Origin of the sequence: Janibacter cremeus, assembly GCF_013409205.1 — a bacterium.
Classification (GTDB): domain Bacteria; phylum Actinomycetota; class Actinomycetes; order Actinomycetales; family Dermatophilaceae; genus Janibacter; species Janibacter cremeus.
Genome location: NZ_JACCAE010000001.1, coordinates 2,684,157 through 2,709,495, shown reverse-complemented (window position 1 = coordinate 2,709,495; position 25,339 = coordinate 2,684,157). Strand labels below are relative to the sequence as shown.

Below are 25,339 nucleotides of genomic sequence, written 5' to 3'. Positions count from 1 at the left end.
GCGTGTCTACCGTGCGCACATGCTCCTGCAGATGACCGTGATCGATGTCCGACGCGGCGCACAGCGACTCGTGGAGGTCCGCGCCACGGCCCACGACACGGCCGTGGACCTGCTCGAGGCGCTGGGGTTCGGCTCGGACACGTCAATGCACGTCGACGACAAGGAGGTCCCACCGGAGGCGCCGGTCGGGCTGCCACCACTACTCGACGGGAGCATCCTCGTCCTCGGTCACGACCATGGCTCGGTGACGAGGTCCACGGTCCCTGCGCCCCTTCGCCTGACGACGACTTCGGGGCCCGACTCAGGACGGACGCTCTCGCTGACACCGGGCCGCCACGTGGTCGGTCGCGGGGAGATGGCCTCCCTCCGACTGGACGACGACACCCTTTCTCGCGAGCACCTGGCCGTGTCGGTGGATCGGGACGGCGTCCTCGTGCACGAGTTGGATGCGACCAACATCACGCTCGCCGACGGTGAGCGCCTGCCCTCCCAGGGGTTGCGTGCCCGGGTCGGCAGTTGCGTGCACGCCGGGAACACGACCTTCATGCTCGAGGCCCACCGGTCACGCCCCTGCCGCCGCCGACCCAGCGGCTCCGGGACGATCATGGTCAACCCGACCCCGCACTTGGCCTCCACGCACGTGACGCCACGGATCACCATCCCGCAGGAACCGAGCGCCCCGGCCCGGCGACGCATTCCCTGGGTGATGGTCCTCCTGCCGCTTCCCTTCGCGGCCCTGCTCGCCTTCTTCTTCGGCCCCCGGATGCTCCTGTTCGGACTCCTCACGCCCGTCCTCGCCATCGGATCGACCCTTTCCGACCGCTCATCCGCACGCCGTGACCACAGGGAAGCCCGAGCGGAGTGGGTGAACAAGAGGACACGGACCGGAGAACAGCTCACGAGTGCCCTTGCCCTCGAACGACGCGAGCGCCTCAGGTCGGCCCCGGACGCAACGGCGCTGCTCGATGCGGCCCGCGGCGACTCGTCCCGGTTGTGGGAGCGCCGTTCCGGGCACCCGCAGCACCTCGACCTGCGTCTCGGGATGGCCCCTCTCCCGGCCCGACTCGAGGTCGAGCGTGGGCACGGCGACCGCGACCACCCCGTGCTCGATCATGTCCCCCTCGTCGTCGACCTCGAGGAGGCCGGCGTCCTGGGGATCGCCGGTGGGCGTGACGAACGTGACCGGCTGGCCCGTCACCTCCTCGGGCAGCTGACGGTCCTGCACTCCCACCACGACGTGCAGATCTCGGTGGTGGCCACTCACGAAGGGTGGTGGTCCCCCTTCCGTTCACTGGTGCACCTGCGCGAACACGACGATGCTCCCGGGTCAGGCAGGGCCACGGCCGACGAGGACGACGCCCTTGCCCTCTTCGCCGGTCACGCCGCCGCCATCCGGGAGCGTGATCGCCAACCCTCCGGCGCGCGAGCGGAGGATACCCGACCCACCGCGCTCGTCCTCGTCATCGACGACGTCGACAGGTGGCGCGGCGACCCGAACCTGCGCACCGCCCTCGTGCAGGGCCGCCCCAACCGTGTCCTGGTCGTTGTCCTCTCCGACACCGCCGAGGGTCTCCCGCACGAGTGCGGTGCCATCGTGCAGCTGGACGGCGACCGGGTCGCCCTGCACGTCGCCGGTAGGCAGTCCGCCCGTGGTGTCATCGACGGTGTGGGCCCGGCATGGGCCCACCGGGTGGCCTCCGGGCTGGCCCCCCTGCGGGATGCCACCCCCGATGACTCGGGCGCCGGCCTGCCGGAGGCAACCCGACTGGTCGACCTGCTGGACCTCGATCCTGACGATCCGGATGCGATCCGGGCCGCCTGGTCGGGCAGACCAACCGGGCCCACCGACCTCGATGTCGTCGTCGGACTCGCCACGGACGGCGAGTTCCGCATCGACCTGCGCCGCGACGGCCCCCACGCGCTCATCGCTGGCACCACGGGGTCGGGCAAGTCGGAGTTCCTGCAGAGCTGGGTGGCATCCCTGGCGGCCCGCTCGTCGCCGGACGAGATCACCTTCGTGCTCGTCGACTACAAGGGTGGCGCCGCCTTCGCCGAATGCGCCCGTCTGCCGCACACCGTCGGCGTCCTCACCGACCTCGAGCCGGCACAGGCCGAGCGCGCACTGACCAGCCTCGATGCCGAGCTGACGCGGCGCGAGCACATCCTGGCCACTTCCGGGGCCAAGGACATCGACGACCACAGGGGGGCCCCGCTGCCGCGCCTGATGATCGTCATCGACGAGTTCCGGATGCTGGCCGAGGAGCAACCGGAGGCCCTGGCCCATCTGATGAAGATCGCTGCCGTCGGCCGTTCCCTCGGCGTGCACCTCGTGCTGGCCACCCAGCGTCCGGGAGGCATCGTCTCCGCGGACATCAAGGCCAACGTCAACCTGCGCATCGCCCTGCGTGTGCGCGACCGGGTCGACAGCGAGGACGTCCTGGGTGTCCCGGATGCGGTCGACCTGCCCGAGACCGCGCCCGGACGAGCCCTGGCCCGAACCGGAGGATCGCCCGCCCGCAGCTTCCAGACCGGCCGGGTGGCCGGCCACGAGGCCCCGGGTTCCGACGGGGTCCTCGTGCGCGACCCCGGGTCACCGTGGCCGACAGCGCCGCAGTGCGCGGACCTCGGCCCCACCGACCTGCAGCGAATCGCGGCCACGCTGACCAGGGTCGCAGCGGACCTGCAGACCGCGCAGCCGCACCGCCCGTGGCTGCCGCCCCTGGCCTGCGTCATCACCGCCGAAGAGCTGCCTACTCCCGGCGAGCACGACCTCGGTGCCCCCTTCGCGCTCGTCGACCGTCCGGAGCGCCAGGAGCAGGTGCCCTTGACGTGGACCCCGTCCAGCGGCCACTGGATGGTCGTCGGCGGCCCGGGCACCGGCCGGACCACAAGCATTGCCGCGATCGTCACTGCCGCCGGCCGCCGGTGGTCACCTGACCGCCTGCAGGTCCAGGTCATCGGTGACGGCTCTTCCGTGCTGACCGATCTCACCCGTCTGCCGCACGTGGGCAGCGTGGTCGACGGCGAGGACCGGCCGCTGACCCGTCGCTTCCTCGCCCGCCTGGAGAGCGACGTGGCCCGGCGTCGAGCCCGGCTGCGCGCCAGCGGGCACTCGACTCTCGATGCATGGTGGGCGGCGTACGAGGCCGATCCTGTAGGCGATGCGCCTGACCCGCACCTCCTGCTGGCGGTCGACGGGTGGGGGCGCGTCACCCAGCCCCTCGGCGGGGCCGACCTCGGCGAGACCGCCGAGCTGCTGGAGACGCTCCTGCGGGACGGCGTGGCGGCCGGCGTGTGCGGCGTGGTCACGGGTGGTCGAGAGCTGCTCTCCGGGCGGATCTCCTCCCTCATCACCACCCGGCTCGTGCTGCACCTCCCGGACCGGGGCGACGCTTCACTCGCCGGGCTGAAGTCGTCGGAGAGCTCCGGGCGTCGGATCCCAGGGCGTGGTCGGACGCAACCCGGTGGGCACCTCGTGCAGGTGGCGCAGCCATCCGGCGAGTCATCGGCGGGTGCGGGGCACGCGGTCTCCGGTCACGAGCGCTCCCGCGCGTGGCGCGTCGAACCGCTGCCCGAGGAGGTCGCCGCCGCTCGTCTCCCGGAGCCGACCACCGAACGGATGCCGCTCGGCCTCGGTGGTTCGGGGGTCGAGCCGGTGGTCTGGCGCGTCCCCGGTGCCCGGAGGATGCTCGTCTGCGGCCCCCCGGGCAGCGGCCGCACGACGACGCTGGTCACGATCGCCCGGCAAGCCATGGCCGCAGGTCACCCAGTGGCGCTCCTCGGCGGGAGCGACCTGACCCATCACCCGGACCTGGCCGACGCCACCGTCTGTGACCCCCAGGACCGCGATGGCCTCATCGCCCTGCGCCGCGCGCATCCGGACCTTGCGGTCGTCATCGACGATGCCGAACGCGTCGAGGACGAACCCGTCGCCGATGTGGTCAAGGAGATCCTGCGTCGGGCCGACGGCGACCGCGGGCTGGTCGTGGCGTCCACCGCCACACAGACGGCCGCAACCCGGGTGCGCGGGCTCGTCGCGGAGATCGCGCGCACCCGTGCCGGGGTTCTCCTGCAGCCGACGAGCCGCAGCGACGGGGACGCCCTCGGCCTGCGCGTTCCGCCACTCCCGCGCCTCCCCGGCCGCGGCTACCTGATCACCCAGGGCCGAGCCGAGGAGATCCAGGTGGCAAGTGGGACTGTGCCGGCAGGAGAAGGGTGACCGGCACGAAGGGGCAAGGGTGGGATCGGCCCGGCTCAGGCCGCTGCCCGGACCTATAGGACAAGGCGCAGTCGATTATCTACGATTCCGGGCGGTGCGCCAAGGGCACGACGAGACTCACGAAGGATGCCCGCGAACCGCCCTCGGTGCCTCACGAAGGAAATGCCCGCGAAATCGGTGGATGCTGCTGGGGCATGGGAAGTGAGTTGTCGATGGCCTCTCGTGCCGAGGTGACGAACAAGTACGCCAAGGCGTACGCGAAGGCGAGCAAGAAGGATCGGGGCCGAATGCTCGATGAGGTGGTCTCGGTGACCGGCTGGTCCCGGGACAACGCCCGCCGCCGGCTTGTCGCAGCCGCCACGGCGCCGCCGGGGCCGGGCCGGGTGGTCGCGGCGGCGATGCGCAAACCGCGGGCGCCGAAGTTCTCCTACGACGCGCGCAAGGTGCTGCAGCGGGTGTGGGCCGCCTCTGGCGGGCAGTGCGGGAAGTACCTGGTGGTCTCGATGCGCGTGCACCTGGACGCGCTGGAGCGCCACGGCGAGCTCGTCGACGGCGTCGATCGCTACAGTCGCGCGGTACGCACCGAACTGCTGTCGATGAGCGCCGCGTCGATCGACCGGTACCTCGCCCCGGCCAAGGCCAAGGACGCCATCGGTGGGGTCGCCACGACCAAGCCCTCGCCGCTGCTTCGTTCGAGCATCGCCATCCGCCGGGCCGGGGACGAGGTCGAGGACGAGCCGGGGTTCTTCGAGGGCGACACCGTCGCGCACTGCGGACCCACCCTCAAGGGTGAGTTCGCGCGCACGGTCAACCTGACCGATGTGCACACCGGCTGGGTCTTCACCCGCACCATCCGCAACAACGCGCACACCCACATCCTGACCGCGCTGCAGGCCGCCGTGAATGAAATCCCTTGCGCGGTAACGGGACTCGACTTCGACAACGGTGGCGAGTTCCTCAACCATCCCGTCATCGACTGGGCCGCCGACCGCAAGATCTACTTCACCCGGTCCCGGCCGTACAAGAAGAACGACCAGGCCACCGTCGAGTCGAAGAACAACCACCTGGTGCGCAAGTACGCCTTCTACTACCGCTACGACACCCCCGAGGAACGCGCCGTCCTGGCCCGGCTGTGGCCGCTGGTCAACGACCGGCTGAACTATCTGACCCCGACGAAGAAGCCGATCGGGTACGGCAGCGACCGCAACGGGCGCCGCACCCGCCTGTACGACCCGCCCCAGACCCCGCTGGACCGGCTCCTGACCGCCGACGTCCTCTCGCCCGCCCAGCAGGCCGAGCTGACCGCCTACCGCGACACGCTCAACCCCGCCGAGTTCGCCCGCCGGATCGGCGACCTGCAAGAGCGACTGGTCCTGCTGGCCAAGGACAAGACCGAACAGCTCTACCTGGCCAGCTTCCCCTCAGCCCTGCCCAACGTCCACAAAGGCATCCGCGTGCGAGCCAGCTGACACGCCACCCACTTTCGCGGGCACTTCCTACCTGAGGCACGGATCTCATTTCGCGGGCATCTTGACGTGAGGCACTACGGGGCAGATCCCACTCTTGTCCCGGCAACCCGCGAGGATCAGGCCACCGGAGGCGTGCGCGGCGGCGAGGTGCGCCGCTCCCCCGTCGCCTCGAAGGCCGCCGCCATGGTCAGCAACGCGTTGTCGTCCCAGCCGCGCCCGGCGAAGGTCAGCCCGACCGGCATGCCGATGTCGGCCATCGTGCCCATCGGGACCGTGACCGTGGGGATGCCCAGGTGGCGCGGGACGAGATTGCCGTTGGCCACCCAGACGCCGTTGCGCCACCCCAGGTCCGCCGAGGACTCGCTGACGTCCATGTCCGCGGGGGCGACATCGGCGACCGCGGGAAAGATCACCGCGTCCAGGCCGAGCGCGTCCATCCACTCCTCGAGGTCCACCCGGCGGGTCTCCTCGAGGCCGCGCAGACCCCCTTCCAGCAGTGGGAGCGAGGTGACGTCCCCGACGACCCCCTCCTGACGTGCCCGGGTGACGTAGTCGGCGAGGTCGAAGTCGAGATCCCCGTAGCGATCGGGCAGCGCACCCTCCGGCTGCGGGAAGATCGCCGGCCCGTCGACATCGACGAGCCGGTTCAGGTGCGGGTCGCCGTTGGCGCGCAGGAAGGTCTCCCAGCCCCACATCGACTGCTGCCAGATCTCCTCCTCCAGATACCCCGGCGGCAGCAGGCCACGGGTCGCGACCGTCGGGGCACCGGCGCGGTCGCCCTCGTAGTTCGACACCACCGGGAAGTCCGTCTCGACGACCTGCGCGCCGGCCGCGTCGAGGTCCACGCGCGCCGCCTCGAAGAGCGCCAGGATGCCGGGTCGGGGCACGATCGCCTCCCCCGTCGGCCCACCGAAACCGGTGCCTGTCCCGGCCTCCTGGTCGGTCCCGAGGTACATCCGCGGCACCCCGAGGCGCAGCCCGCGAAGGGGGCTCGGGTCACCAGCGCGCAGGGCCGGGTAGGAGGGCGGACGCACGCTCGAGGACGCGGGCACCTCGATCCACGGCTGGGTGCGCCACAGGTCCCCCGTGGTGTCGAGGTCGTCGGCGACGACGACGTCGAGCACCTCGAGCAGGTCGGCCATCGTGCGGGTCTGCGGGACGACGACGTCCATCGACGGCACGAGCGGCCAGTTGCCACGCACCGAGATCACGCCTCGCGAGGGCGTGTAGGCGCACAGTGCGTTGTTGCTCGCCGGCGCCCGACCGGAGGACCACGTCTCCTCACCGAGGCCGAAGGCCGCGAAGCTCGCCGCCGTGGCCGTCCCCGACCCGTTGGACGAGCCGGAGGCGAAGGCCGCGGTGAGGAAGTCGGCGTTGTAGGGGCTCTCGGCCCGGCCGTACACGCCCCGCTGCATTCCTCCGTTGGCCATCGGCGGCATGTTCGTCAGGCCGATGAGTACCGCGCCACCCGCGCGCAGTCGCGCGATGGTGAATGCATCGTGCTGGGCCACCAACTCGGCGAAGGCCGGGGAGCCGCTGGCGCAGGTCAACCCCCGGGCGAGGTAGGAGTCCTTGGCCGTGTACGGGATCCCGTCGAGCGGACCGAGCGGCGCCCCCTCGGCGCGGCGGCGGTCGGCGGCCCGGGCATCCCGCAGCGCCTGCGGGTTGGGTACGACCACGGCGTTGAGCCGGATGCCCTCGGTGTCGTACGCGGCGATCCGGTCGAGGTAGGCCCTCACCAGGTCCTCGCTCGTCGTCCCACCCGAGACCAGCGCGGCACGCAGCGAGGCGATGTCCGCCTCGACGACGTCGACGCCGCCCGTCACAGGGCCCGGTCCTCGATGTCGTGCGCCGGCGAGAGCACGGCGGCGGCAATACCGACGATCGCCAGGAGCGCCAACCCCAGGCCGAACCACAGCCCCGTCGACGTGCCCAGCGTCCACGACGCCGGCAGGAGGAGCAGGTTCCACACGATGGTCGGGGTCCGGGGCCACAATCGCCCGCGCAACCACGACATGCCGACGGCGAGCAGCAGGATGGCGAAGATCAACGAGACCACGAGCGACATGGACGCCGTGTTGGCATCGAAGGCCCGGTCCCCGAGCAGCTCCAGCGCGTACGACCCTGCGGTCACGAAGAGCAGGGCCGACTCGACGAGGCAGACGGCGCCGGCCGCGCGCGGAGGTACCAAGTGGTCAATGGGAAGCTGCGGAATGCTCACGCCAGAAGGGTAGGTGACGCGGCACACGTCAAGTGACACCCGAGTAAGTCTCGACACACAGGGTGGTCATCGCGGTAGGTTTGACCTTCGTGTGCCTGACACAAGGAAATTTTTCCGGTTGTCCGGATCGTTGTCCCTCAGGCACCGCAGACCCAGGCCATTGACGACCTCCCCCGAAACCAAGGAGCACATCCCCCATGGATTGGCGCGACCGCGCAGCCTGTCTGGACGAGGATCCAGAACTCTTCTTCCCCATCGGCAACACCGGCCCCGCGATCGCCCAGATCGAGGAGGCCAAGAAGGTGTGCCGTCGCTGCGAGGTCATCGACGAGTGTCTCCAGTGGGCCATCGAGACCGGTCAGGACGCCGGCGTCTGGGGCGGACTCTCCGAGGACGAGCGCCGCGCGCTCAAGCGCCGCAAGGCCCGCGCCCGCCGCGCCGGCTGAGTCCCCAACGCACGCTGACCGCCGTCTCCGAGCACCTGCTCGGGGGCGGTTTCGTCGTGCGGGCGCAGGTCAGCGGTTGACGCCCTGCAGGCGGGCGCTGAAGCGCACGCGCGTCCCCCTCGGCTCGGCATCGTCCCACCGGATCTGGCCACCGAGGTCCTGGACCATCGACGTGACGATCCGCGTGCCCAGACCGGCCCGGCTCGGTCGGAATCCCCGCGGCAGGCCCTCACCGTCGTCGACGACGGTGACCCGCAGGATGTCCGTCTCCCCCTCGTCGGTGCGGTGCGCATCCACCTCGACGCTCCCGCCGTTCGGGATCCCGTGCTCGACGGCGTTCTGGATCAACTCGGAGAGGATGAGGCCGATGGCCGTCGCGTCCTCGGCCTGCATCGTCCCGAAGGACCCGGTGAATCGGGAGTCGATCGCACCCGTCGTCCGTGCCACCTCGACGACCGCCCGCAGCCCCCGGACCGCGACATCGTCGAAGTCGACCGTGTCCGAGAACCCCGTGCTCAGCGCCTCGTAGATCAACGCGATGACGCCGACGCGTCGTTCTGCCTCCTTCAGCGCCGTGCGGGCCGACTCCTGGGGCATCCGCCGGGACTGCATGCGCAGCAGCGCCGCCACCGTCTGGAGGTTGTTCTTCACCCGGTGGTGGATCTCGCGGACGGTCTGGTCCTTGGTCATCAGTTCCTCGCCGTGGCGGCGCAGCTCGGAGATGTCCCGGACCAGGACGATCGCCCCATGGCGATGTCTGCCCGCCATCAGGGGGATCGCGCGCATCGCGAGTGCAGCTCCGTCGGTGCTGACGTCGGCGCGCCACGCCGCCCGACCCATCGCCACCATGGCCAGGCTCTCGTCGACCTGCCCCACCTGGCCGGTGACACCACTGACCACCCGGGCGAGAACCTCCGACTCGAGTGGCCCCTGGTGGCCCAGTTGGCGGATGGCACTGACCGCATTGGGCGAGGCATACTCGACGACCCCCGACTCGTCCAGCCGGATCACCCCGTCGCCCACGCGAGGCGACCCCTGCCGCGCGCCGCCGGGCGTGGACGACTGCATGGGCCAGCTGCCTTCGGGCACCATGGCGAAGAGATCGTCCCCCATCGCCGCATAACCCTCCTCGAGGCGGGTGTGCGGCCGTCCGCTGTCCAACAGATCATGGATGCTCAACACGCCGATCGTTCGCCCGTCCCGGCGCACGGGCCGGGCCCGCTCGTGGATCAAATCCTGCCCACGCGCACGCACGTGCTCGCTCATCCCCTGCTCGGCGGCGTCGGCGACGAGCTCGCCGAAGACGGCGCTCGCGCCCAGGCCGACGGCGTCCTCGACGAAGACCATCGGTCCGGTCATAGGCCGGGTGTGGGCGGCAGCGACCCAACCATCCTCCTGGGCGATCCACAGGACGAGGTCACTGAAGGCGAGGTCGGCGAGCACCTGCCAGTCCTCGATGAGCAGGTGCAACCGCTCGGGGTCTCCCCGCTCGAGGCCGGGGGTGATCCGCAGGAAGTCCGCAAGTGTCTGCACGCCGCGATCCTAACGACGGGCAGACACCGGCCATCGGGTCATCGGGTCACCGAGCGCAGCGTGCGCAACGCGACCGACAGCGCAGCCACACCGGGGTCGCTCAGCTGCCGGATCCCGGCGAGCTGGGTTTCGACCCGCGCCACGGCCTCGTCGTGGTCGTGGCGCCAGGCCGTGTACCGCTCCTGCGCATCGGCGCCGTCCCGGTCGAGGACCGATCGGGTCAGCGTCTGCAGGGTCGCGTAGAGGTCGTCCCGCAGCGCGGCACGGGCCAGCGAGTCCCACTGCTGCTCGCGGGGCAGGTGCGTGACCATCGTGAGCAGTTCGTCGATGCCGAAGGACTCCGACAGCAGGAAGTAGGCCTCCGCCACCTCGCGCGGCGTGCGCCCGCTGTCGTGCGCCATGTCGATGATGTCCAGAAGGGCGAAGCTGTCCAGCAGCGAGGCCGCGGAGCGGGCAAGGTCGTCGGGCACTCCGTCGCCGGCGAGTTCATCGGCCTTGTGCGCCAAGCGCTCCGCCTGCGACCCGTCGAGGAACATCGGGACCAGCGGCGCGAGGCGGGAGACCTCCGCGAACCGCCCGATCTCCTCCGCCGGTTGCAGCCGCCCCGGACGGGAGGCGAGGAACCACCGCACCGAGCGGTCCATCAGCCGACGGAACTCCAGGTACAGACGGGTCTGCACCTGGGTGGGCACGACGTTGTCGAGGGTCTCGACGCGAGCGACGAAGTCGTCGAGGCCGAAGACCTCCCGGCTGACGAGGAAGGCTCGGGCGATCTGGACCGGCGTCGCACTCGTCTCCTCGACGGCCCGCTGGACGAACGTGATCCCACCACGGTTGACGAGGTCGTTCGCCACGGCGGTGATCACGATCTCCCGGCGAAGGGGGTGCCCCGCCAGGTCCTCGGCGAACCTGTCGTCCCGCAGTGGGCCGGGGAAGTAGTTGCGCAGCTGGCGCTCGGTGGCCGGGTCGTCCGGCAGGTCCGACTCGAGCAGGTCCTCCTTGAGGGCCATCTTGGAGTAGGCAAGCAGCACCGCCAGCTCCGGCGAGGTCAGGCCCCTCCCCTCGGCGAGGAGGTCCTTCACCTCGCTGGTGCCGGGCAGGAACTCCAGCTCGCGGTCGAGGTCGCCACGATCGGTGAGCGTCTCCATCAGGCGCTCGTGCACGGTGATCATCGTGCCGTCCTGGGCACGCGCATTGCCCACGAGGACGTTCTGCTCGTAGTTGTCGCGCAGCACCTGCTCGGCGACCTCGTCGGTCATCGACGCGAGCAACTCGACGCGGTCGTCCTCGTCGAGGGCGCCACGCCGGATGGCTTCACCGAGGAGGATCTTGATGTTGACCTCCCGGTCCGAGGTGTCCACACCGGCGGAGTTGTCCAGGGCATCGGTGTTGATGCGCGTCCCGGAGTGGGCCGCCTCGACGCGGCCGCGCTGGGTGGCCCCCAGGTTGCCCCCTTCGCCGACGACCCGGGCACGGACCATGGAGCCGGTGATGCGGATCGCGTCGTTGGCCCGGTCGCCGACCGCCGCATCGGACTCCTGCGCGGACTTGATGTACGTGCCGATCCCGCCGTTCCACAGCAGGTCGACCGGCGCCTGCAGCACTGCGTGGATCAGCTCGTTGGGGGTGAGGTCCACCGGACCGTCGAGCCCGAGCGCACGTGCGGCCTGCTCGCTCACGGGCACCGACTTGGCGTTGCGGGACCAGACGCCGCCACCCTCGCTGATCAGGGACCGGTCGTAGTCGTCCCAGGTGCTGCGCGGGAGGGCGAAGAGTCGCTCGCGCTCGGCGAAGGACGATGCGGCGTCGGGCTCGGGGTCGATGAACACGTGCATGTGGTTGAAGGCGGCGACGAGCCGGATGTGCTGCGACAGCAGCATCCCGTTGCCGAAGACGTCGCCGGCCATGTCACCGACCCCGACGACGGTGAAGTCCTGCGTCTGGGTGTCGTGACCGAGCTCGCGGAAGTGTCGTTTGACCGACTCCCACGCGCCGCGGGCCGTGATCCCCATCCCCTTGTGGTCGTAGCCGACCGACCCGCCGGAGGCGAAGGCGTCGTCGAGCCAGAAGCCGTACTCACGGGCGATCGAGTTGGCGAGGTCGGAGAAGGACGCGGTCCCCTTGTCGGCCGCCACGACGAGGTAGGAGTCGTCGCCGTCGTGCCGGACCACCCGCCCCGGCGGGACGATCTCGCCGTGGACGCGGTTGTCGGTGACGTCGAGCAACCCCGAGATGAAGCTCCGGTACGCCGAGCGGCCGGCCTCCATCCAGGCATCACGGTCGAGCGCCGGGTCGGGCAGCTGCTTGGCGAAGAACCCGCCCTTGCTCCCCGTCGGCACGATGACCGCGTTCTTGACCATCTGCGCCTTGACGAGGCCGAGCACCTCCGTGCGGAAGTCGTCACGCCGGTCGCTCCAGCGCAGCCCTCCTCGGGCCACCGCGCCGAATCGCAGGTGCACGCCCTCCACCTGTGGGCTGTGCACCCAGATCTCGAAGGCCGGGTGCGGCTTGGGCATGTCCGGGATCCGGGCCGGCTCGATCTTGAAGGACATCCGGGGCAGGGGCGCACCCGCCTCGTCGGTGACGAAGTAGCTGGTGCGCAGCACGGCGCGGACGAAGCCGCAGAAGGAGCGGATGATGCGGTCGTGCTCGAGCGAGGAGACGTCCTCCAGTGCCGCGTCGATCCGGGCGATGATCTCGGCCTCGGCCGCCTCGCGTGCCTCCCCCGCAGTCGCGTCGAAGCGGTCCGGGTCGAACCGTGTCTCGAACAGCTCGACGATGTCCCGGGCCACGGCCTGGTGCTCGACGAGTGCGGACTCGAGCGTGCGCTGCCCCCAGGAGCTGCCCGCTTGGCGCAGGTAGCGGGCGACGGCTCGCAGCAGGGCCGTCTGGCGCCAGGTCAGGCCGGCACGGATCACCAGGGCGTTGAATCCGTCGGAGTCGGCACTGCCCGACTGGACGGCCGCCACCGCGGACTCGACGAGATCGCGCAGCTTCTCGTGGTCGTGCGCCTCCCACACCGCGGGGTCGTCGACGCGCAACCTGAAGTCGTAGATGCCCGCGGTGACGCCGTCCCCGCGGGTGAGCTCATAGGGCTCCTCCTCGGTGACCTGGACGCCCAGGTCCCGGAAGATCGGCATCAGGTCGTCGAGGATGAGCTCCTCGATGCTGAAGATCTTGAATCGGCGGACCGCGGGGTCCGCAGCGTGGCCGTGGTTCGGGCGGGGGTTGTACAGCGCGCAGGCGAAGGGGGTCCCCTGCTCGAGGAGCGCAAGGTTCTTCAGGTCGGCCACCGCCTGGACGGAGTCGAAGTCCTCCTCGTAGTCGGCGGGGAAGCCACCTGCCCACGGGGAGATCAGCTGCTCGGCGACGTCCCGACCGACGAGTTCCTCCGCCTTGCGCGTGAGTCGCTCCTCCCACGTCAGGACGGCCCCGGTGATGGCCTCGTCGATGTCATCGCGGGCCCGTCCCTCGGGCAGCCGGACCCCGTTGCTCCCCCGCAGGATGTAGTACAACCGGGCCATCGGCTCCTCGGAGACGTGCGCGGTGAAGGTGACCTCGTCCGCGCCGGTGGCCTCGCAGAGCTGCTCCTCGACCCGATGGCGCACCACGGTGGTGTAGCGGTCACGGGGCAGGTAGATCATCGCCGTGACGAACTGCCCGCCGGAGTCCAGCCGCAGGAAGGTGGCCGTGCGCATGCGGTGGACCATCTGCTGGATGCGGGTGACCACCCGCAGGAGGTGCTCCACGGGCGCCTGGAAGAGCTCGTCACGCGGGAAGGTCTCGAACAGCCGTCGGGCGAAGCCACCGGAGTGGCTGTTGCGGGTCCACCCGGAGCGGTCGAGGACCGCCTGCACCTTGTCGGCGATGAGCGGGATCGTCAGCACCGAGCTGGTGTAGGCGGTGGACGAGAAGAGTCCGGCGAGCCGACGCTCCACGAGCATGCCGTCCTCGTCGTGGACCCGCACGGCGATGAGGTCGGGATGGGTCACCCGGTGCACCGGCAGGACCGACCGCGACTTGCCGATCGACAAGCAGGTGCCGACTGCATCCTGCTCGCGGGTGCCGCTGCCGAGCGGGGTGATCGACTCGGCCGTGGAGTCCTCGCGCAGGATTCCCAACCCGCTGCCCGGGATGGGGGTGACCGCGACCGAGCCGTCGGCGCCGGCCTCGACCTCGTGGTCGCGGACACCGATGAAGGTGAAGTGGTGGTCGACGAGCCACCGGAGGAACTCCGCGGCCGCCTGCTGCGACGCGCTCGAGCCCGGTCCCCGACCTGCCTCGAGATCGGCTGCCAGCTCCAGGGTCGCGTCCTGCATCGGCTGCCAGTCGTCGACGGCCATCACGACGTCGTCGATCACTTCGCTGACTCGCTCCTCGACGACCGCGTGGTCGTACTGGTCCTCGAGCTCGATGCGGATCCACGACTCCTCGACCGCCTCGGCCCCGGCACGGTCCTGCCTCGGGTCCACGTCGAGGACCTCGACCAGCGCGCCCTGCTCGTCACGACGGACGGCGAACTGCGGGTGGAGCAGCAGGGAGACGCCGATACCCTGCCCGGCGAGCTCGCCGAGGACGGAGTCGACGAGGAAGGGGCGGTCAGCGGTGACGATGTGCAGGACACCGTCTGCGGCGCGTACGACGGTCTCCTCGGGGTGGCGGTGCAGGGCAGCATCCCGATGGGCGAGCGCCATGTCGACCAGAGCCCGGGGGCCTCTCCCCTGCAGCTCCGTGATGTCTCCGTGTCGGAGGTATCGCTCCACGAAGGCCGGGTCGACCCCGGCGGCGGTGGCGGCCTCGACGAGCGCTGCAGGGTCTCCGAGCACGGCGTCAGGGGCAGAAGTGGCAGGCAGTTGAGCCATGGATGGGCGTCCTCGTTCTGCATCTCGCGGGTGGTGGGGACGGCGTTGTCCCCACGTCGAGCCTAGTACCACCATGATGCACGTCACACAGCCGACCCGCCGTGCCCGTCGGTCCGCTCGATGGGCCTGTGGACACGCGGAGGCGCCACCCTCGCCAGCGTCGCTACGCTGGCCGGACCATGCCCCCTTCGCACCCGCGCCCCGAGGACGCAGCCGCGCTCGTCGACGCGCTCACCGCGACCGGCGACCACTGCGCCGCCGAGGGCGAGGCGCTGATCGACCACCTGGTCACGGTCGGCGACCACGCCACCCAGGCCGCCCTGGAGACGACGATCGACGCCGCGGTCGACGTCCTGCGCGAGCTCTCCGCGACATGCCGTGAGCTGTCGCTGGCCCTGTCCGCCGATGCGGCACCGGCCCGTCGCACGAGTCGGGCCAGCGCCCGGGTGCAGGATCCGCGATGACCACCCCGCTGCTGGGCGACCCCGCCTCGATGAGCGCCCTCGGCGCCTCCCTGCGACGCACTGCGGTCCATCTGACCGCTGACGGTGAGGCCCTCGCGAGCGCCGTGGCCCGGGCGACCCCCGGCTGGCGGGGTCCGCGCTCGGTCCAGCTGCGCGGGCGCACCTCGACCGCGGCCGAGCAGACCACTGCCGTCGCGAGCGCCCTCGACGAGGTCGGACGCTCACTCCAGAGCGCCGCGGCCGACCTGTCCGCGGCGATCGCCCGCCTGCGCGAGCTCGAGGACGCCGCGGCCACGATGGGGCTGGAGGTGCGCGAGGGTGCCGTGACCAGGGGATGGGGCATCACCGGTGTCGCGGACGCCGCAGCGGTCCGCGACGAGGACGACCGGCGTCTCCACCTCCAGGAGCGGGTCCACCAAAGCGTCACCGCCCTGGGCCGCCACCGTGCCCGGCTGGCCAAGGACCTCGCTCGCGCCCAGGAGCTGCTGGCCCGCGCCGCCGACGAACTGCGCCGATGACACCGGAGCCACCCCGACGGGGCTAGCGTGTCGCCATGAAGATCTCGCGCACCACCTACTTCGACGCCGGCGTCGAGGACGTCTTCGCCGTCATCGCCAGCGAGGACCACCAGCGGGCGAAGGTCGCAACTCGGCTCGGCCGGTCGAGCGCGACGGCCACCGACCTGGGCGGTGGCCGCACGGACGTGCGCACCGAGCGGGTGCTGCCCACGCACGGCATGCCCGCGGCCGTCTCGTCCCTCGTCGGGGACACCCTGACGGTGACGGAGGAGCAGACGTGGCGACCGGCCGGCCCGGACGGCTCACGGACCGCCGATCTCGGGATCCGGGTCGCGGGGGCACCGGTCCAGCTGCGCGGGACGGTGACCCTGTCACCAGCGGGCGAAGGGAGCCACCTGGTCGTCGACGCCGACCTCACCTGCTCGGTGCCCATCCTGGGCAGGAAGATCGAGTCCGCGGCGAAGCCGACGATCGAGGAGACCTTCGACCACGAGGTGCGACTGCTCAGGGAGAGACTGCGCTGACCAGCCCGTCCAGCTCGGTGACGTCGTACCAGAGCAGGTCGTCGTAGCCGGTTCCGACATCACCGCTGCCCTCCTCGACGTGGAATGACACGACCTCGTCCAGGCGCAGCCGCTCCTGCCCGGCCAGGAGAGCTCCATCGCCGGCATCCTCGCGCGGGCCCGTGTCCGCGGCGGCCACGACGCGAGCGCCGGGCCCCAGTGCGCGGGCGGAGTCCAGCGCCTGGCACATCGCCTCGAACTCCAGGTCCTCCTCGTCGGCTGCGGGGTCAGCAGCCCGCAGCGCGCTGGTCACGCCGTGTGCCTGCCGTGCGGGCAGGTCAGCGGCGTCGCGGACCTCGGTGAGCTCGCCGACGAGCATCGGCAGGTAGACGCGCATCAGTACGACCGGCCCGATCCGGGGGTCGTGCGCAGCTCGGCGAGGGCGTCCTCGATGCACTGGGCGAGAAGCCCGAGGTCGGCCAGGGTCTCCCGGTCACCGTTGAGGCCGAAGTACACCTTGCCGTCGTAGGACGTGAGGCCGATGGCCAGTCCCTGCTCGCGGCCCAGCGGCATCACGGGGTAGGTCTCGCACAACCGCGACCCCTCGACGTAGAGCGCCTGCTGGGGTCCGGGGACGTTGGTGATGACGAGGTTGGACAGGCGACGTGACATGGCGCTGCCCAGACGGGCTCCGAGACTGTGCAGGGTCGGCGGGGCGAAACCGCCGATCGAGGCGAGCGACCCCGCGTCGACGCCTTCGGCCGACGCCGACTCGATCTGCTGACGCATCGCGAAGGAGATCTGGTGCAGCCGCATCGAGGGGGTGTTCTCCCCGATGGGCAGGTCGATGAAGCAGGCGGTCATGGCCGCATCGGTGAGCTGGTCTCCGGTGCCGTTCACGATGCTCACCGGCACCATGGCGCGAACCTTGGAGGCGCCGGTGACGGGCAGGCCACGCGTCTGCATCCAGCAGCGCAGGGCCCCGGTGACGGTGGCGAGGATGACGTCGTTGATCGTCACGTCGTCGACGTAGCGGCCTCGGGTCAGGCGGCTGCGCACCTGACGGTAGTCGTCGAGGTCGGTCTCGACCATGACATAGCGGCGGGCGGCACCCACCGGGGCATTGAGCGGGGAGCTCGGGGCGGGCTTGGCGCCGACCCTGGCGAGGGTGGAGACGACCCGACCGGTCGTCTCCACGGCCCGGCGTCCGGTCTCGCCCACATCGCCCAGCCCGGCGCGCACACCCTGGATGACGCGGGCGGGGTTGATGACCGAGCCGAGGACCGCGTCGGCGACCAGCCGCAGGTGGGATGGCTCCGGGTTCGGCTCCCCGGCGCGCTGGTCGACCGGTACCGCTTCGGGGTCGATGATCAGGTGGGCGAGATCGACCGCGTGGATGCCGTCGACCATCGCCTGGTGGACCTTGGTGATGATGGCGAACGTGCCGTCCGCCATCCCTTCGACGAAGTAGGCCTCCCACAGCGGTCGGTCCCGGTCGAGGGGTCGGGCCATGATCCGGGCGACGAAGTCCTCGAGCTCGATCCCCGAGCCCGGAGCGGGCAGCGCCGAGCGACGCACGTGGTAGGTCAGGTCGAAGTGGACGTCGTCGACCCACACGGGGTTGTCCAGCCGTGCGGGGACCGGGCGGATGCGCTGGCGGTACCGGGCGTGACCGGCGATCCGGTCCCCGACCACGGCGACGAAGCGGTCGTAGTCGAACCCCTCGGCCGGGGGCTGGAAGATCATGACGGAGCCGACGTGCATCGGCAGGGTCGACTCCTCCACGTAGAGGAAGGCCGCGTCGAGGGCACCGAGTCTGTTCACCACGCCGTCATGGTGACACGGACCGACCGATCAGGCACCCCCCTGCGGGTGTGACGTCATCGGTGGGAGGCGGGCAACGCGAGGTCGGCGCAACCATCGCCGTGCCGGGCGTCGGATCGGGCTGCGCCCGGTGAAGAGAGCGGCAACCTGGCCGATCGCCAGCCGCAGCTCGCTCTCGGGCGCGCACTCGACCAGCGTCTGCCCGGACAACAGCCCGGCGTCCGCTGCAACAGGGTCATCGGGGAGGAAGATCACGTCGTCGAGGCCGGCGAAGCGCTCCAGGGACTCCGCGACCCGGCGACGAGGATCCGGACCGACCGAGGAGGCGCGTACGCGGTTGACTACCGGCCGCGGTCGCGGTGAGCGCACCTGCCCGACGGCCTGGACGGCCCGGACCATCCGCTGCAGCCCGATCGGGTCAGCAGCCCCGACGAGCAGCAGCTCGTCCGACTCGGCGAGTGCCGTCAGGGTCGTCGCGTTGCGTCGCGGAGCGAGGGTGTCGTAGCTCAGCTCCTCGTCGTCCTCGATGTTGAAGCCACAGTCGAGGACGACGACGGCGGCCAGTGACCTCGCGAGCTCGATGATCTGCTCGATGGCAGCGGGACGCACCTCGGTCCACCGGCTGGCGGTGGGGATCCCGGTGAGCACGCGCAGGCCGGGGGCAACCTCGACGGCCAGCCGGGCCAGCGACGGCAGGTCCAGGGTGCCCAGCTCCGACGCCCGGGCCGCGGCAGCCAGTCCCGGCGCCTCGTCGAGCACGCTGAGCAGCTGCGCCACCGAGGCACCGTAGGTGTCCAGGTCGACGAGCAGGGCGGGTGTCCCGCTCGCGGCCACCTCGCTGGCGAGGTTGACCGCAAGCGTGCTGCGTCCGGGGCCCCCCGTCGGGCCCCACACGGCGACGACGGTCCCGGGAGCGTCGTCGCGCGGGCGGGGGGTCTGCTCGTCCTCGGCCTCCTCGTCGATGGGCGAAGGGGGGCCCTCCCCGGCGGCCGACTCGTCGAGGTCGAGCGCGAGTCCGGCGATCGCGGCCATGGTGACGTCCGCGGACGTCAACGCCTCCACGAGTTCCTCCCGGGGGGTACCGAGGTGGATGTGCTGCGGGATCCCCAGTTGGCGCAGTTGACGCTCCTGGTCCTCGGCCCCCTCCCGGCTCGCACCCACGACCCGCACCCCGTGGTCGGTCAGGTGGCTGAGGGCATCTCGGTCCAGTCCGCGCAGCTCGCCGGAGACGAGGGCGACGTCGCCGCGACCGGCGGAGGCGGCCGCCAGCAGGTCGGCCAGGTCGGCGCAGCGTCTGCCCACCACCACGCCAGGGAGCCGATCGACGATCTCGACCATGCGCCCCTCCCAGTCGGGACCGAGCGCCGTCAGGACCGTCGCACTCACGTGTCGTCCCTCCGCTCGCTGCTGGACTCCAGCACCAGCTTCACCGGGGTGTCCTTCTGGTCGTAGGAGAGGATGTCGGCCACCCGCCCCTCCGGCACGACGATCACCGCGGCCGACCCGGCCCCGGCGCCCAGGACACCGCGCGACGACTCCGGCAGGGATGAGACGGTGGCCCGCTCGACCAGCGGGGCGTAGGTGACCGGCTCGTCCGACGCGCTCTCCCCCTTCGCCGCCTCCGGGACGTAGACGGTCACCCGGGAGCCGACCGCGAGGTTGCTCAGGTAGATCGGGTCGACCCGTACCGGGACCTCTCGGACCCGCCTGTCCGTCGGGTCGACCACGGCTGCCTCGGGGACGAGCTCGCCGGGCTCCAGCAGCCGGTCCATGATCGCCCCGTTGGGCAGTCGGTCGTCGACCCGGAGGTAGTCCGGGGCCGAGTCCCCGAGCTGGACGTCCACGCGCACGAAGTCCTCCTCGGTCACCGCATGACCGGGAGTGAGGGTGTGCTTGGCAGCCCACATGCCGACCCGGTCGTCCGCCGCGCTGAAGGCGGCGGAACCGATGACGACGGCCAGCAGCACGAGAAGGACTCCGACGATGAGCCGGGCGTCCTTCCACGAGGGTTTGACCAGGCGACGGGCGGTGCGGGTGGGCAGGGCGCTCACGTGAGTCCTTCGGGTCGGGGTCGAGCCTGCCGCAACATCATGCACGGTCGGCGGCCGGTCTGCCGGTCGACTGTCCACAGGAGCGTGCCGGTGTGGACGCCGAGGTCACCGCCGGTGGCAGACTGAGCGCATGGCCCGCAAGTTCATTCCGCTGACCGAGGTCTCCGAGGTGCTCGGCGTCTCCGCCGCCCAGGCCTATGCCCTGGTGCGCAGCGGGGAGCTCCCGGCGATCAAGGTCGGAGGGCGCGGCCAGTGGCGGGTCGAGGTCGACGAGCTCGACGCCTACATCGAGCGGATGTACGCGCAGACCCGTGAGTTCGTGAGCAAGGACACCGGCCGCAGCTAGGGCCGCTGTCAGGTCGAGGCGATCATCGCCACCGCGGCGAAGGGGATGACCCGTTCGCCACGGACGTTCTCCGGTCGTCGCGGTGAGTCCAGCGGGTGCTCGGCGACGTCGAAGGCATCGGCGCCGACTGCATCGATCGTGCCGTGCACGGCACCCCCGTCCACGTCACGCACGACCACTGCACGGCGGTCCCGGCTGACGCCCCGCACCGCCGAACCGAGACCGAACCGCCGAGCACGGGTGTCATCACGGGCACGCCCCAGCCCGGAGATGCCCAGCACCGCTGCCACGGGTACGAGCAGCTGACGTCCGCCGTCCTCGACGAGGAGCACCCAGCCGTCACCCGAGTCCTCGACCCGCCCCCGTACGACGGCGGCGCCCCGCAGCCGCAGCGTGACACCGGCACCCACTGCACCCGCGATGCGTTCACCCACGGTGATCCGGGCGCGCTCCAAGCGAGTTCGCTCGGCCACCTCGGCATCCAGCTCGAGCCGGGACTGGGCAGCCACCCGGGCCTCGAGGTCCTCGAAGAGTCGGTCCCAACGCACCGCCCCAATGTATCGGCCGGTCACCCTGTTGCGCATCAGCGGACGCCATGGTTTGCTATTAAACAACTGCAAACGACATCAAACCTCATCATCTGCCACTCAGGTGATGCTGACGACGTCAGGGGGATGGAACATGACACGTTCACGCACAGCTCTGGCGGTGGCCTGTCTGCCCGGCGGCGCCGTCCTGACGACAGTCTTGTCCCACAACGCCGCCCGCCTGCTGGTGAGTGGCTCATCCCGGGCCGGCGACCCTGCCGCCGCCGTCACAGGGTTGGCCGCCACCGGCGCGGCACTCATCGCGGGATGGCTCACTCTCTGCCTCGCCCTGACCTTGGCCGCCGAGCTCCCGGGCGCCGTCGGCGACGTGGCCCGTCGCTTGCGTGACCAGGTGACCCCGGCGCTCGTCCAGCGCTGGGCTGCGCTCGCCCTGGGCGCCTCGGTCGGTGCCACCATCGCGCCGGGAACCGCCGTGGCAGCCGTGCAGGTGAGCGAGACACCGACGCCGGGCCCCCTGCCGGCCCCCGACTTCGCGCCGACCGCTGACCCGGGCGAAGAGCACACGTCCGCAGTGCCGGCACCGGGCTGGCCACCCGCTGTCAACCACGTCTCGGGCCCCGGGTGGGTCCCCAGCCGCCCCCCGGCCCGTCACCGCACCGATCCGCACCTGCTGACCGGCGCACACCGCTCCATCACCGAGGAGCAGTCCGTCGTCGTCCGGCGCGGCGACACCCTGTGGTCCATCGTCGCCACCCGCCTCGGGCCCGCCGCGACGGACCTGGAGATCGCCCGGGCCTGGCCCCGGTGGCACAAGGCCAACCGCACGGCCATCGGCGAGGACCCGCACTCCCTGCGGCCCGGGACGCAGCTCACTCCCCCACCCGCAACCTGACCACCTGACGCCACACCGATCGAGGGGAAGACCATGACCGCTCTGCAGCCACTGCACGTCCTGCCGTCACCACGCCACGCGCCGGCAGGGATCCCACTGCCGACGCACGCGCAGGGGCGGGCGGAGCGGGCGCTGGCTGTGACGACCTCACCGTCCTACGTGCAGGATTCATTGGCGGTCGACTTCGCCGCGGCCAGCGACGAGCAGCTCTTCGGTCCGCAGCCGACCCGGGCGTGCGACCTCCCTGATCCCCGGGAGTGGGCGGCGCACATCGCCCAAGCCCTGGTCGAGGTGATGCACGGCATCCGACCACCGAGCCAGGTGATGCGGTGGTCGACCCCCGAGGTCTACGCCATCGTGGCCAGACGCGGCTCCCGGACCGCACGGCGAGCCACCCGAGCACGAGGGCCACGCCCCGCGCACCGCACCCGGGTCACGCGGGTGCTCGTCTGCGAACCCGCCGACGACGTCGTGGAGGCATCGGTCGTCCTCGTCGACGGAGAGCGGGTGCGCGCATTGGCGCTGCGTCTCGTCGGCCGCGACGGGAGGTGGGTCGTCGAGGCCCTGCAGGTCGGCTGAGGGCCACCGGGCTACCCCGGTGACCCTCAGTGGTGTGCCCGCAGGGGGGCGGCGGTTCTACTGCTTGGCTGCCTTCTTCGCCTTCTTCGCCGCAGCGCGTCGCTGGGCACGCGAGGTGCCGGCAGTGGAGGAGCCCCCTTCCTCGCGCTCCTCCACACCGCCGTCCTCGGACGGTGACGAGTAGTGCAGGTGCTGGTTGCCGCGGTGCTCGTCCTCCAGGCCCTTGGCCGAGATGGCCGGGCGCTGCCCGCCACCACCCAGCAGATCGTCGACGGTCTTGGGCTGCGTGGTCGACTCGGGGACCGTGGGCACCTCGACCTCGGTGTTGAAGAGGTAGCCGACCGACTCCTCCTTGATGGCGTCGTTCATCGCCTCGAAGAGTTGGAAGCCCTCGCGCTGGTACTCCACGAGCGGATCGCGCTGGGCCATCGACCGCAGACCGATGCCCTCCTTCAGGTAGTCCATCTCGTAGAGGTGCTCGCGCCACTTGCGGTCCAGGACCGAGAGGACGACTCGACGCTCGAGCTCTCGGGTGACCGGCTCGCCCAGCTCGGCCTCACGACGGTCGTAGGACTCGTGGATGTCGGTGACGATCTCCTCGCGCAGGTTCGCCGCGCTCAGCTTCGACAGGCCACCGGACGCCTCGAGCAGGGCCTCCTTGTCCAGTCCCACGGGGTAGATCGCGCGCAGGGCGGTGAAGAGGCGGTCGAGATCCCAGTCCTCGGAGAAGCCCGTGTTGGTCTCGGCGTCGGCGTACCCGCCGACGACGTCGGTCATGAAGTGACGGATCTGCTCCTGAAGGTCCTCACCCTTCAGGACCCGACGACGCTCCTGGTAGACGACGGTGCGCTGCCGGTTGAGCACGTCGTCGTACTTGAGGACGTTCTTGCGCATCTCGTAGTTCTGGCCCTCGAGCTGACTCTGGGCGCCTTCGATCGACTTCGTGAGCATCCTGCCGGCGATCGGCGTCTCGTCGTCGATCTTGGCAGTGGTCATCACCCGGTCGACGAAGCCGGCGTTGAACAGGCGCATGAGGTTGTCCTCCAGCGAGAGGTAGAACCGTGACTCGCCGGGGTCACCCTGGCGACCGGAGCGACCGCGCAGCTGATTGTCGATCCGCCGCGACTCGTGGCGCTCGGTCCCGAGCACGTACAGGCCACCGGCCTCGGTGACCTGGTCGTGCTCGGCCTGGACGGCCTTCTCGGCCTCGGCGAACGTCTCGTCCCACACCGCCTCGTACTCCTCTGGCGTCTCCTCCGGGTCGAGGCCGCGCTGGCGCAGCTCGGCCACTGCGCGGAACTCCGGGTTGCCACCGAGCATGATGTCGGTACCGCGACCGGCCATGTTCGTCGCGACGGTGACGGCGCCCTTGCGGCCGGCGTCGGCGACGATCGAGGCCTCCCGCTCGTGGTGCTTGGCGTTGAGGACCTCGTGCTTGATCCCCCGCTTGCGCAGCATCTGGGAGAGCAGCTCGCTCTTGTCCACACTCGTCGTCCCGACGAGGACGGGCTGACCGCTCCCGTGGCGCTCGGCGATGTCGTCGACGACGGCACTGAACTTAGCCGTCTCGGTGCGATAGACGAGGTCGGCCTGGTCCTCGCGGATCATCGGCTTGTTGGTGCGGATCGGCACGACCCCGAGGCCGTAGATGGAGTTGAGCTCCCCGGCCTCGGTCTGCGCGGTACCGGTCATGCCCGAGAGGGTCTCGTACATGCGGAAGTAGTTCTGGAGGGTGATCGTGGCGAGCGTCTGGTTCTCGTTCTTGATCTCCACCCCCTCCTTGGCCTCGATGGCCTGGTGCATGCCCTCGTTGTAGCGACGGCCCGCGAGCATGCGGCCGGTGTGCTCATCAACGATGAGGACCTCGCCGTCCATGACGACGTAGTCCTTGTCGCGGGTGAAGAGCTCCTTGGCCTTGATGGCGTTGTTCAGGTAGCCGATGAGCGGCGTGTTGACGCTCTCGTAGAGGTTGTCGATGCCGAGCAGGTCCTCGATCTTCTCGATACCCGGCTCGAGGATGCCGACGGTGCGCTTCTTCTCGTCGACCTCGTAGTCCCCCTCGGCCTCGATGCCGCGCATGAGGTCGGCGCCATGGCCGCGCTCGAGCTTCTTGACCATCTTGGCGAACTCGACATACCACTTGGTCGGCTGGTCGGCGGGGCCGGAGATGATCAACGGGGTGCGGGCCTCGTCGATGAGGATCGAGTCGACCTCGTCGACGATGGCGAAGTTGTGTCCGCGCTGGACGAGCTCGTCGGTGTTCCACGCCATGTTGTCGCGCAGGTAGTCGAAGCCGAACTCGTTGTTGGTGCCGTAGGTGATGTCCTTGGCGTACTCCGCCCGACGCTGGGCCGGGGTCATCGACGAGAGGATGACCCCGGTCTCGAGACCGAGGGCACGGTGGACGCGGCCCATCAGCTCGGCCTGGTACTCCGCCAGGTAGTCGTTGACCGTGATGATGTGCACGCCCTTGCCCGCGAGGGCGTTGAGGTAGGACGGCAGGGTCGCGACGAGGGTCTTGCCCTCACCGGTGCGCATCTCGGCGACATTGCCCATGTGCAGGGCGGCGCCGCCCATGATCTGCACGTCGAAGTGCCGCTTGCCGATCGTCCGGCCGGCGGCCTCGCGCACGGCCGCAAAGGCCTCCGGCAGGATGTCGTCAAGGGTCTCGCCACCGTCGAGCCGCTCCCGGAAACTGTCGGTCTCGGCCCGCAGCTCGGCGTCGGAGAGCTTCTGGAAGTCCTCCTCGATCGCGTTCACCTGGGCGGCGATGCCCTCCAGCCGCTTGACGGTGCGGCCCTCTCCGGCGCGAAGGATGCGCTCGACGATCTTCACGAACTGATCTCCTGACATGGTCGATCCGG

The 25,339-nt window shown here is 70.7% G+C and carries 19 protein-coding genes; 9 read left to right on the top strand and 10 right to left on the bottom strand.

Annotation, left to right across the window (positions count from 1 at the left end):
• Positions 1-19: 19 nt before the first annotated feature.
• Positions 20-4,219, top strand: a complete 4,200-nt coding sequence (locus BJY20_RS12800) for an FtsK/SpoIIIE domain-containing protein (RefSeq protein WP_185991894.1) — start codon at positions 20-22, stop codon at positions 4,217-4,219.
• A gap of 212 nt (positions 4,220-4,431) precedes the next feature.
• Positions 4,432-5,688, top strand: a complete 1,257-nt coding sequence (locus tag BJY20_RS16150; RefSeq protein WP_185991893.1) for a DDE-type integrase/transposase/recombinase — start codon at positions 4,432-4,434, stop codon at positions 5,686-5,688.
• Positions 5,689-5,804: 116 nt separating this feature from the next.
• Here the strand turns inward: BJY20_RS16150 and BJY20_RS12790 are convergent, their stop codons facing one another.
• On the bottom strand, positions 5,805-7,514 hold the full coding sequence (locus BJY20_RS12790; RefSeq protein ID WP_185991892.1) for an amidase: 1,710 nt from the start codon (positions 7,512-7,514) through the stop codon (positions 5,805-5,807).
• Positions 7,511-7,909: a hypothetical protein gene (locus BJY20_RS12785; protein ID WP_185991891.1), complete on the bottom strand. Its 399-nt coding sequence runs from the start codon at positions 7,907-7,909 to the stop codon at positions 7,511-7,513. The genes BJY20_RS12790 and BJY20_RS12785 overlap by 4 nt, the downstream gene beginning before the upstream one ends.
• 197 nt (positions 7,910-8,106) lie before the next feature.
• Between BJY20_RS12785 and BJY20_RS12780 the strand changes: the two genes are divergently transcribed.
• Complete coding sequence (locus BJY20_RS12780) at positions 8,107-8,355, top strand: WhiB family transcriptional regulator (RefSeq protein ID WP_185991890.1); 249 nt, start codon at positions 8,107-8,109, stop codon at positions 8,353-8,355.
• 69 nt (positions 8,356-8,424) lie between these two features.
• Here BJY20_RS12780 and BJY20_RS12775 read toward each other — a convergent pair whose 3' ends face one another.
• Together BJY20_RS12775 and BJY20_RS12770 are read right to left on the bottom strand one after the other, a co-directional pair.
• Complete coding sequence (locus BJY20_RS12775; protein WP_185991889.1) at positions 8,425-9,888, bottom strand: histidine kinase N-terminal domain-containing protein; 1,464 nt, start codon at positions 9,886-9,888, stop codon at positions 8,425-8,427.
• A 38-nt stretch (positions 9,889-9,926) separates the two neighbouring features.
• Positions 9,927-14,750 (bottom strand): NAD-glutamate dehydrogenase, encoded by a 4,824-nt coding sequence (locus BJY20_RS12770; RefSeq protein WP_185991888.1) that lies wholly within the window; start codon positions 14,748-14,750, stop codon positions 9,927-9,929.
• A 179-nt stretch (positions 14,751-14,929) separates the two neighbouring features.
• Here BJY20_RS12770 and BJY20_RS12765 point away from each other — a divergent pair, with 179 nt between their 5' ends.
• Genes BJY20_RS12765 through BJY20_RS12755 form a run of 3 tightly spaced genes read left to right on the top strand, consistent with a single transcriptional unit; the run spans position 14,930 to position 16,256 of the window.
• Positions 14,930-15,214: a hypothetical protein gene (locus BJY20_RS12765; RefSeq protein ID WP_185991887.1), complete on the top strand. Its 285-nt coding sequence runs from the start codon at positions 14,930-14,932 to the stop codon at positions 15,212-15,214.
• Positions 15,211-15,732 (top strand): hypothetical protein, encoded by a 522-nt coding sequence (locus tag BJY20_RS12760; RefSeq protein ID WP_185991886.1) that lies wholly within the window; start codon positions 15,211-15,213, stop codon positions 15,730-15,732. Before BJY20_RS12765 ends, BJY20_RS12760 begins: the two co-directional genes overlap by 4 nt.
• 35 nt (positions 15,733-15,767) lie before the next feature.
• On the top strand, positions 15,768-16,256 hold the full coding sequence (locus tag BJY20_RS12755) for a DUF2505 domain-containing protein (RefSeq protein ID WP_185991885.1): 489 nt from the start codon (positions 15,768-15,770) through the stop codon (positions 16,254-16,256).
• Here BJY20_RS12755 and BJY20_RS12750 read toward each other — a convergent pair.
• The 4 genes from BJY20_RS12750 to BJY20_RS12735 are packed head-to-tail and all read right to left on the bottom strand — an operon-like array spanning position 16,237 to position 20,110.
• Complete coding sequence (locus BJY20_RS12750; protein ID WP_185991884.1) at positions 16,237-16,632, bottom strand: DUF6912 family protein; 396 nt, start codon at positions 16,630-16,632, stop codon at positions 16,237-16,239. The genes BJY20_RS12755 and BJY20_RS12750 overlap by 20 nt on opposite strands.
• Positions 16,632-18,062, bottom strand: a complete 1,431-nt coding sequence (locus tag BJY20_RS12745; protein WP_185991883.1) for a wax ester/triacylglycerol synthase family O-acyltransferase — start codon at positions 18,060-18,062, stop codon at positions 16,632-16,634. Before BJY20_RS12745 ends, BJY20_RS12750 begins: the two co-directional genes overlap by 1 nt.
• A 27-nt stretch (positions 18,063-18,089) precedes the next feature.
• Positions 18,090-19,445 (bottom strand): CpaE/TadZ family protein, encoded by a 1,356-nt coding sequence (locus tag BJY20_RS12740; RefSeq protein ID WP_343062891.1) that lies wholly within the window; start codon positions 19,443-19,445, stop codon positions 18,090-18,092.
• A complete protein-coding gene (locus BJY20_RS12735; protein ID WP_185991882.1) occupies positions 19,442-20,110 on the bottom strand; it encodes a hypothetical protein in 669 nt (222 codons plus the stop codon). Before BJY20_RS12735 ends, BJY20_RS12740 begins: the two co-directional genes overlap by 4 nt.
• Positions 20,111-20,240: 130 nt before the next feature.
• Between BJY20_RS12735 and BJY20_RS12730 the strand changes: the two genes are divergently transcribed.
• On the top strand, positions 20,241-20,456 hold the full coding sequence (locus tag BJY20_RS12730; RefSeq protein WP_185991881.1) for a helix-turn-helix domain-containing protein: 216 nt from the start codon (positions 20,241-20,243) through the stop codon (positions 20,454-20,456).
• 8 nt (positions 20,457-20,464) lie between these two features.
• Here the strand turns inward: BJY20_RS12730 and BJY20_RS12725 are convergent, their stop codons facing one another.
• Positions 20,465-21,004 (bottom strand): hypothetical protein, encoded by a 540-nt coding sequence (locus BJY20_RS12725; protein ID WP_185991880.1) that lies wholly within the window; start codon positions 21,002-21,004, stop codon positions 20,465-20,467.
• A gap of 133 nt (positions 21,005-21,137) precedes the next feature.
• Here BJY20_RS12725 and BJY20_RS12720 point away from each other — a divergent pair, with 133 nt between their 5' ends.
• Together BJY20_RS12720 and BJY20_RS12715 are read left to right on the top strand one after the other, a co-directional pair.
• On the top strand, positions 21,138-21,896 hold the full coding sequence (locus BJY20_RS12720) for a LysM peptidoglycan-binding domain-containing protein (protein ID WP_185991879.1): 759 nt from the start codon (positions 21,138-21,140) through the stop codon (positions 21,894-21,896).
• 33 nt (positions 21,897-21,929) lie between these two features.
• Positions 21,930-22,475 carry an Rv3235 family protein gene (locus tag BJY20_RS12715; RefSeq protein ID WP_185991878.1) on the top strand — a complete coding sequence of 182 codons (546 nt, stop codon included), beginning with the start codon at positions 21,930-21,932 and terminating at the stop codon, positions 22,473-22,475.
• Positions 22,476-22,532: 57 nt separating this feature from the next.
• Here BJY20_RS12715 and secA read toward each other — a convergent pair whose 3' ends face one another.
• Positions 22,533-25,328: a preprotein translocase subunit SecA gene (secA, locus tag BJY20_RS12710; RefSeq protein ID WP_185991877.1), complete on the bottom strand. Its 2,796-nt coding sequence runs from the start codon at positions 25,326-25,328 to the stop codon at positions 22,533-22,535.
• Between the last annotated feature and the right edge of the window lie 11 nt (positions 25,329-25,339).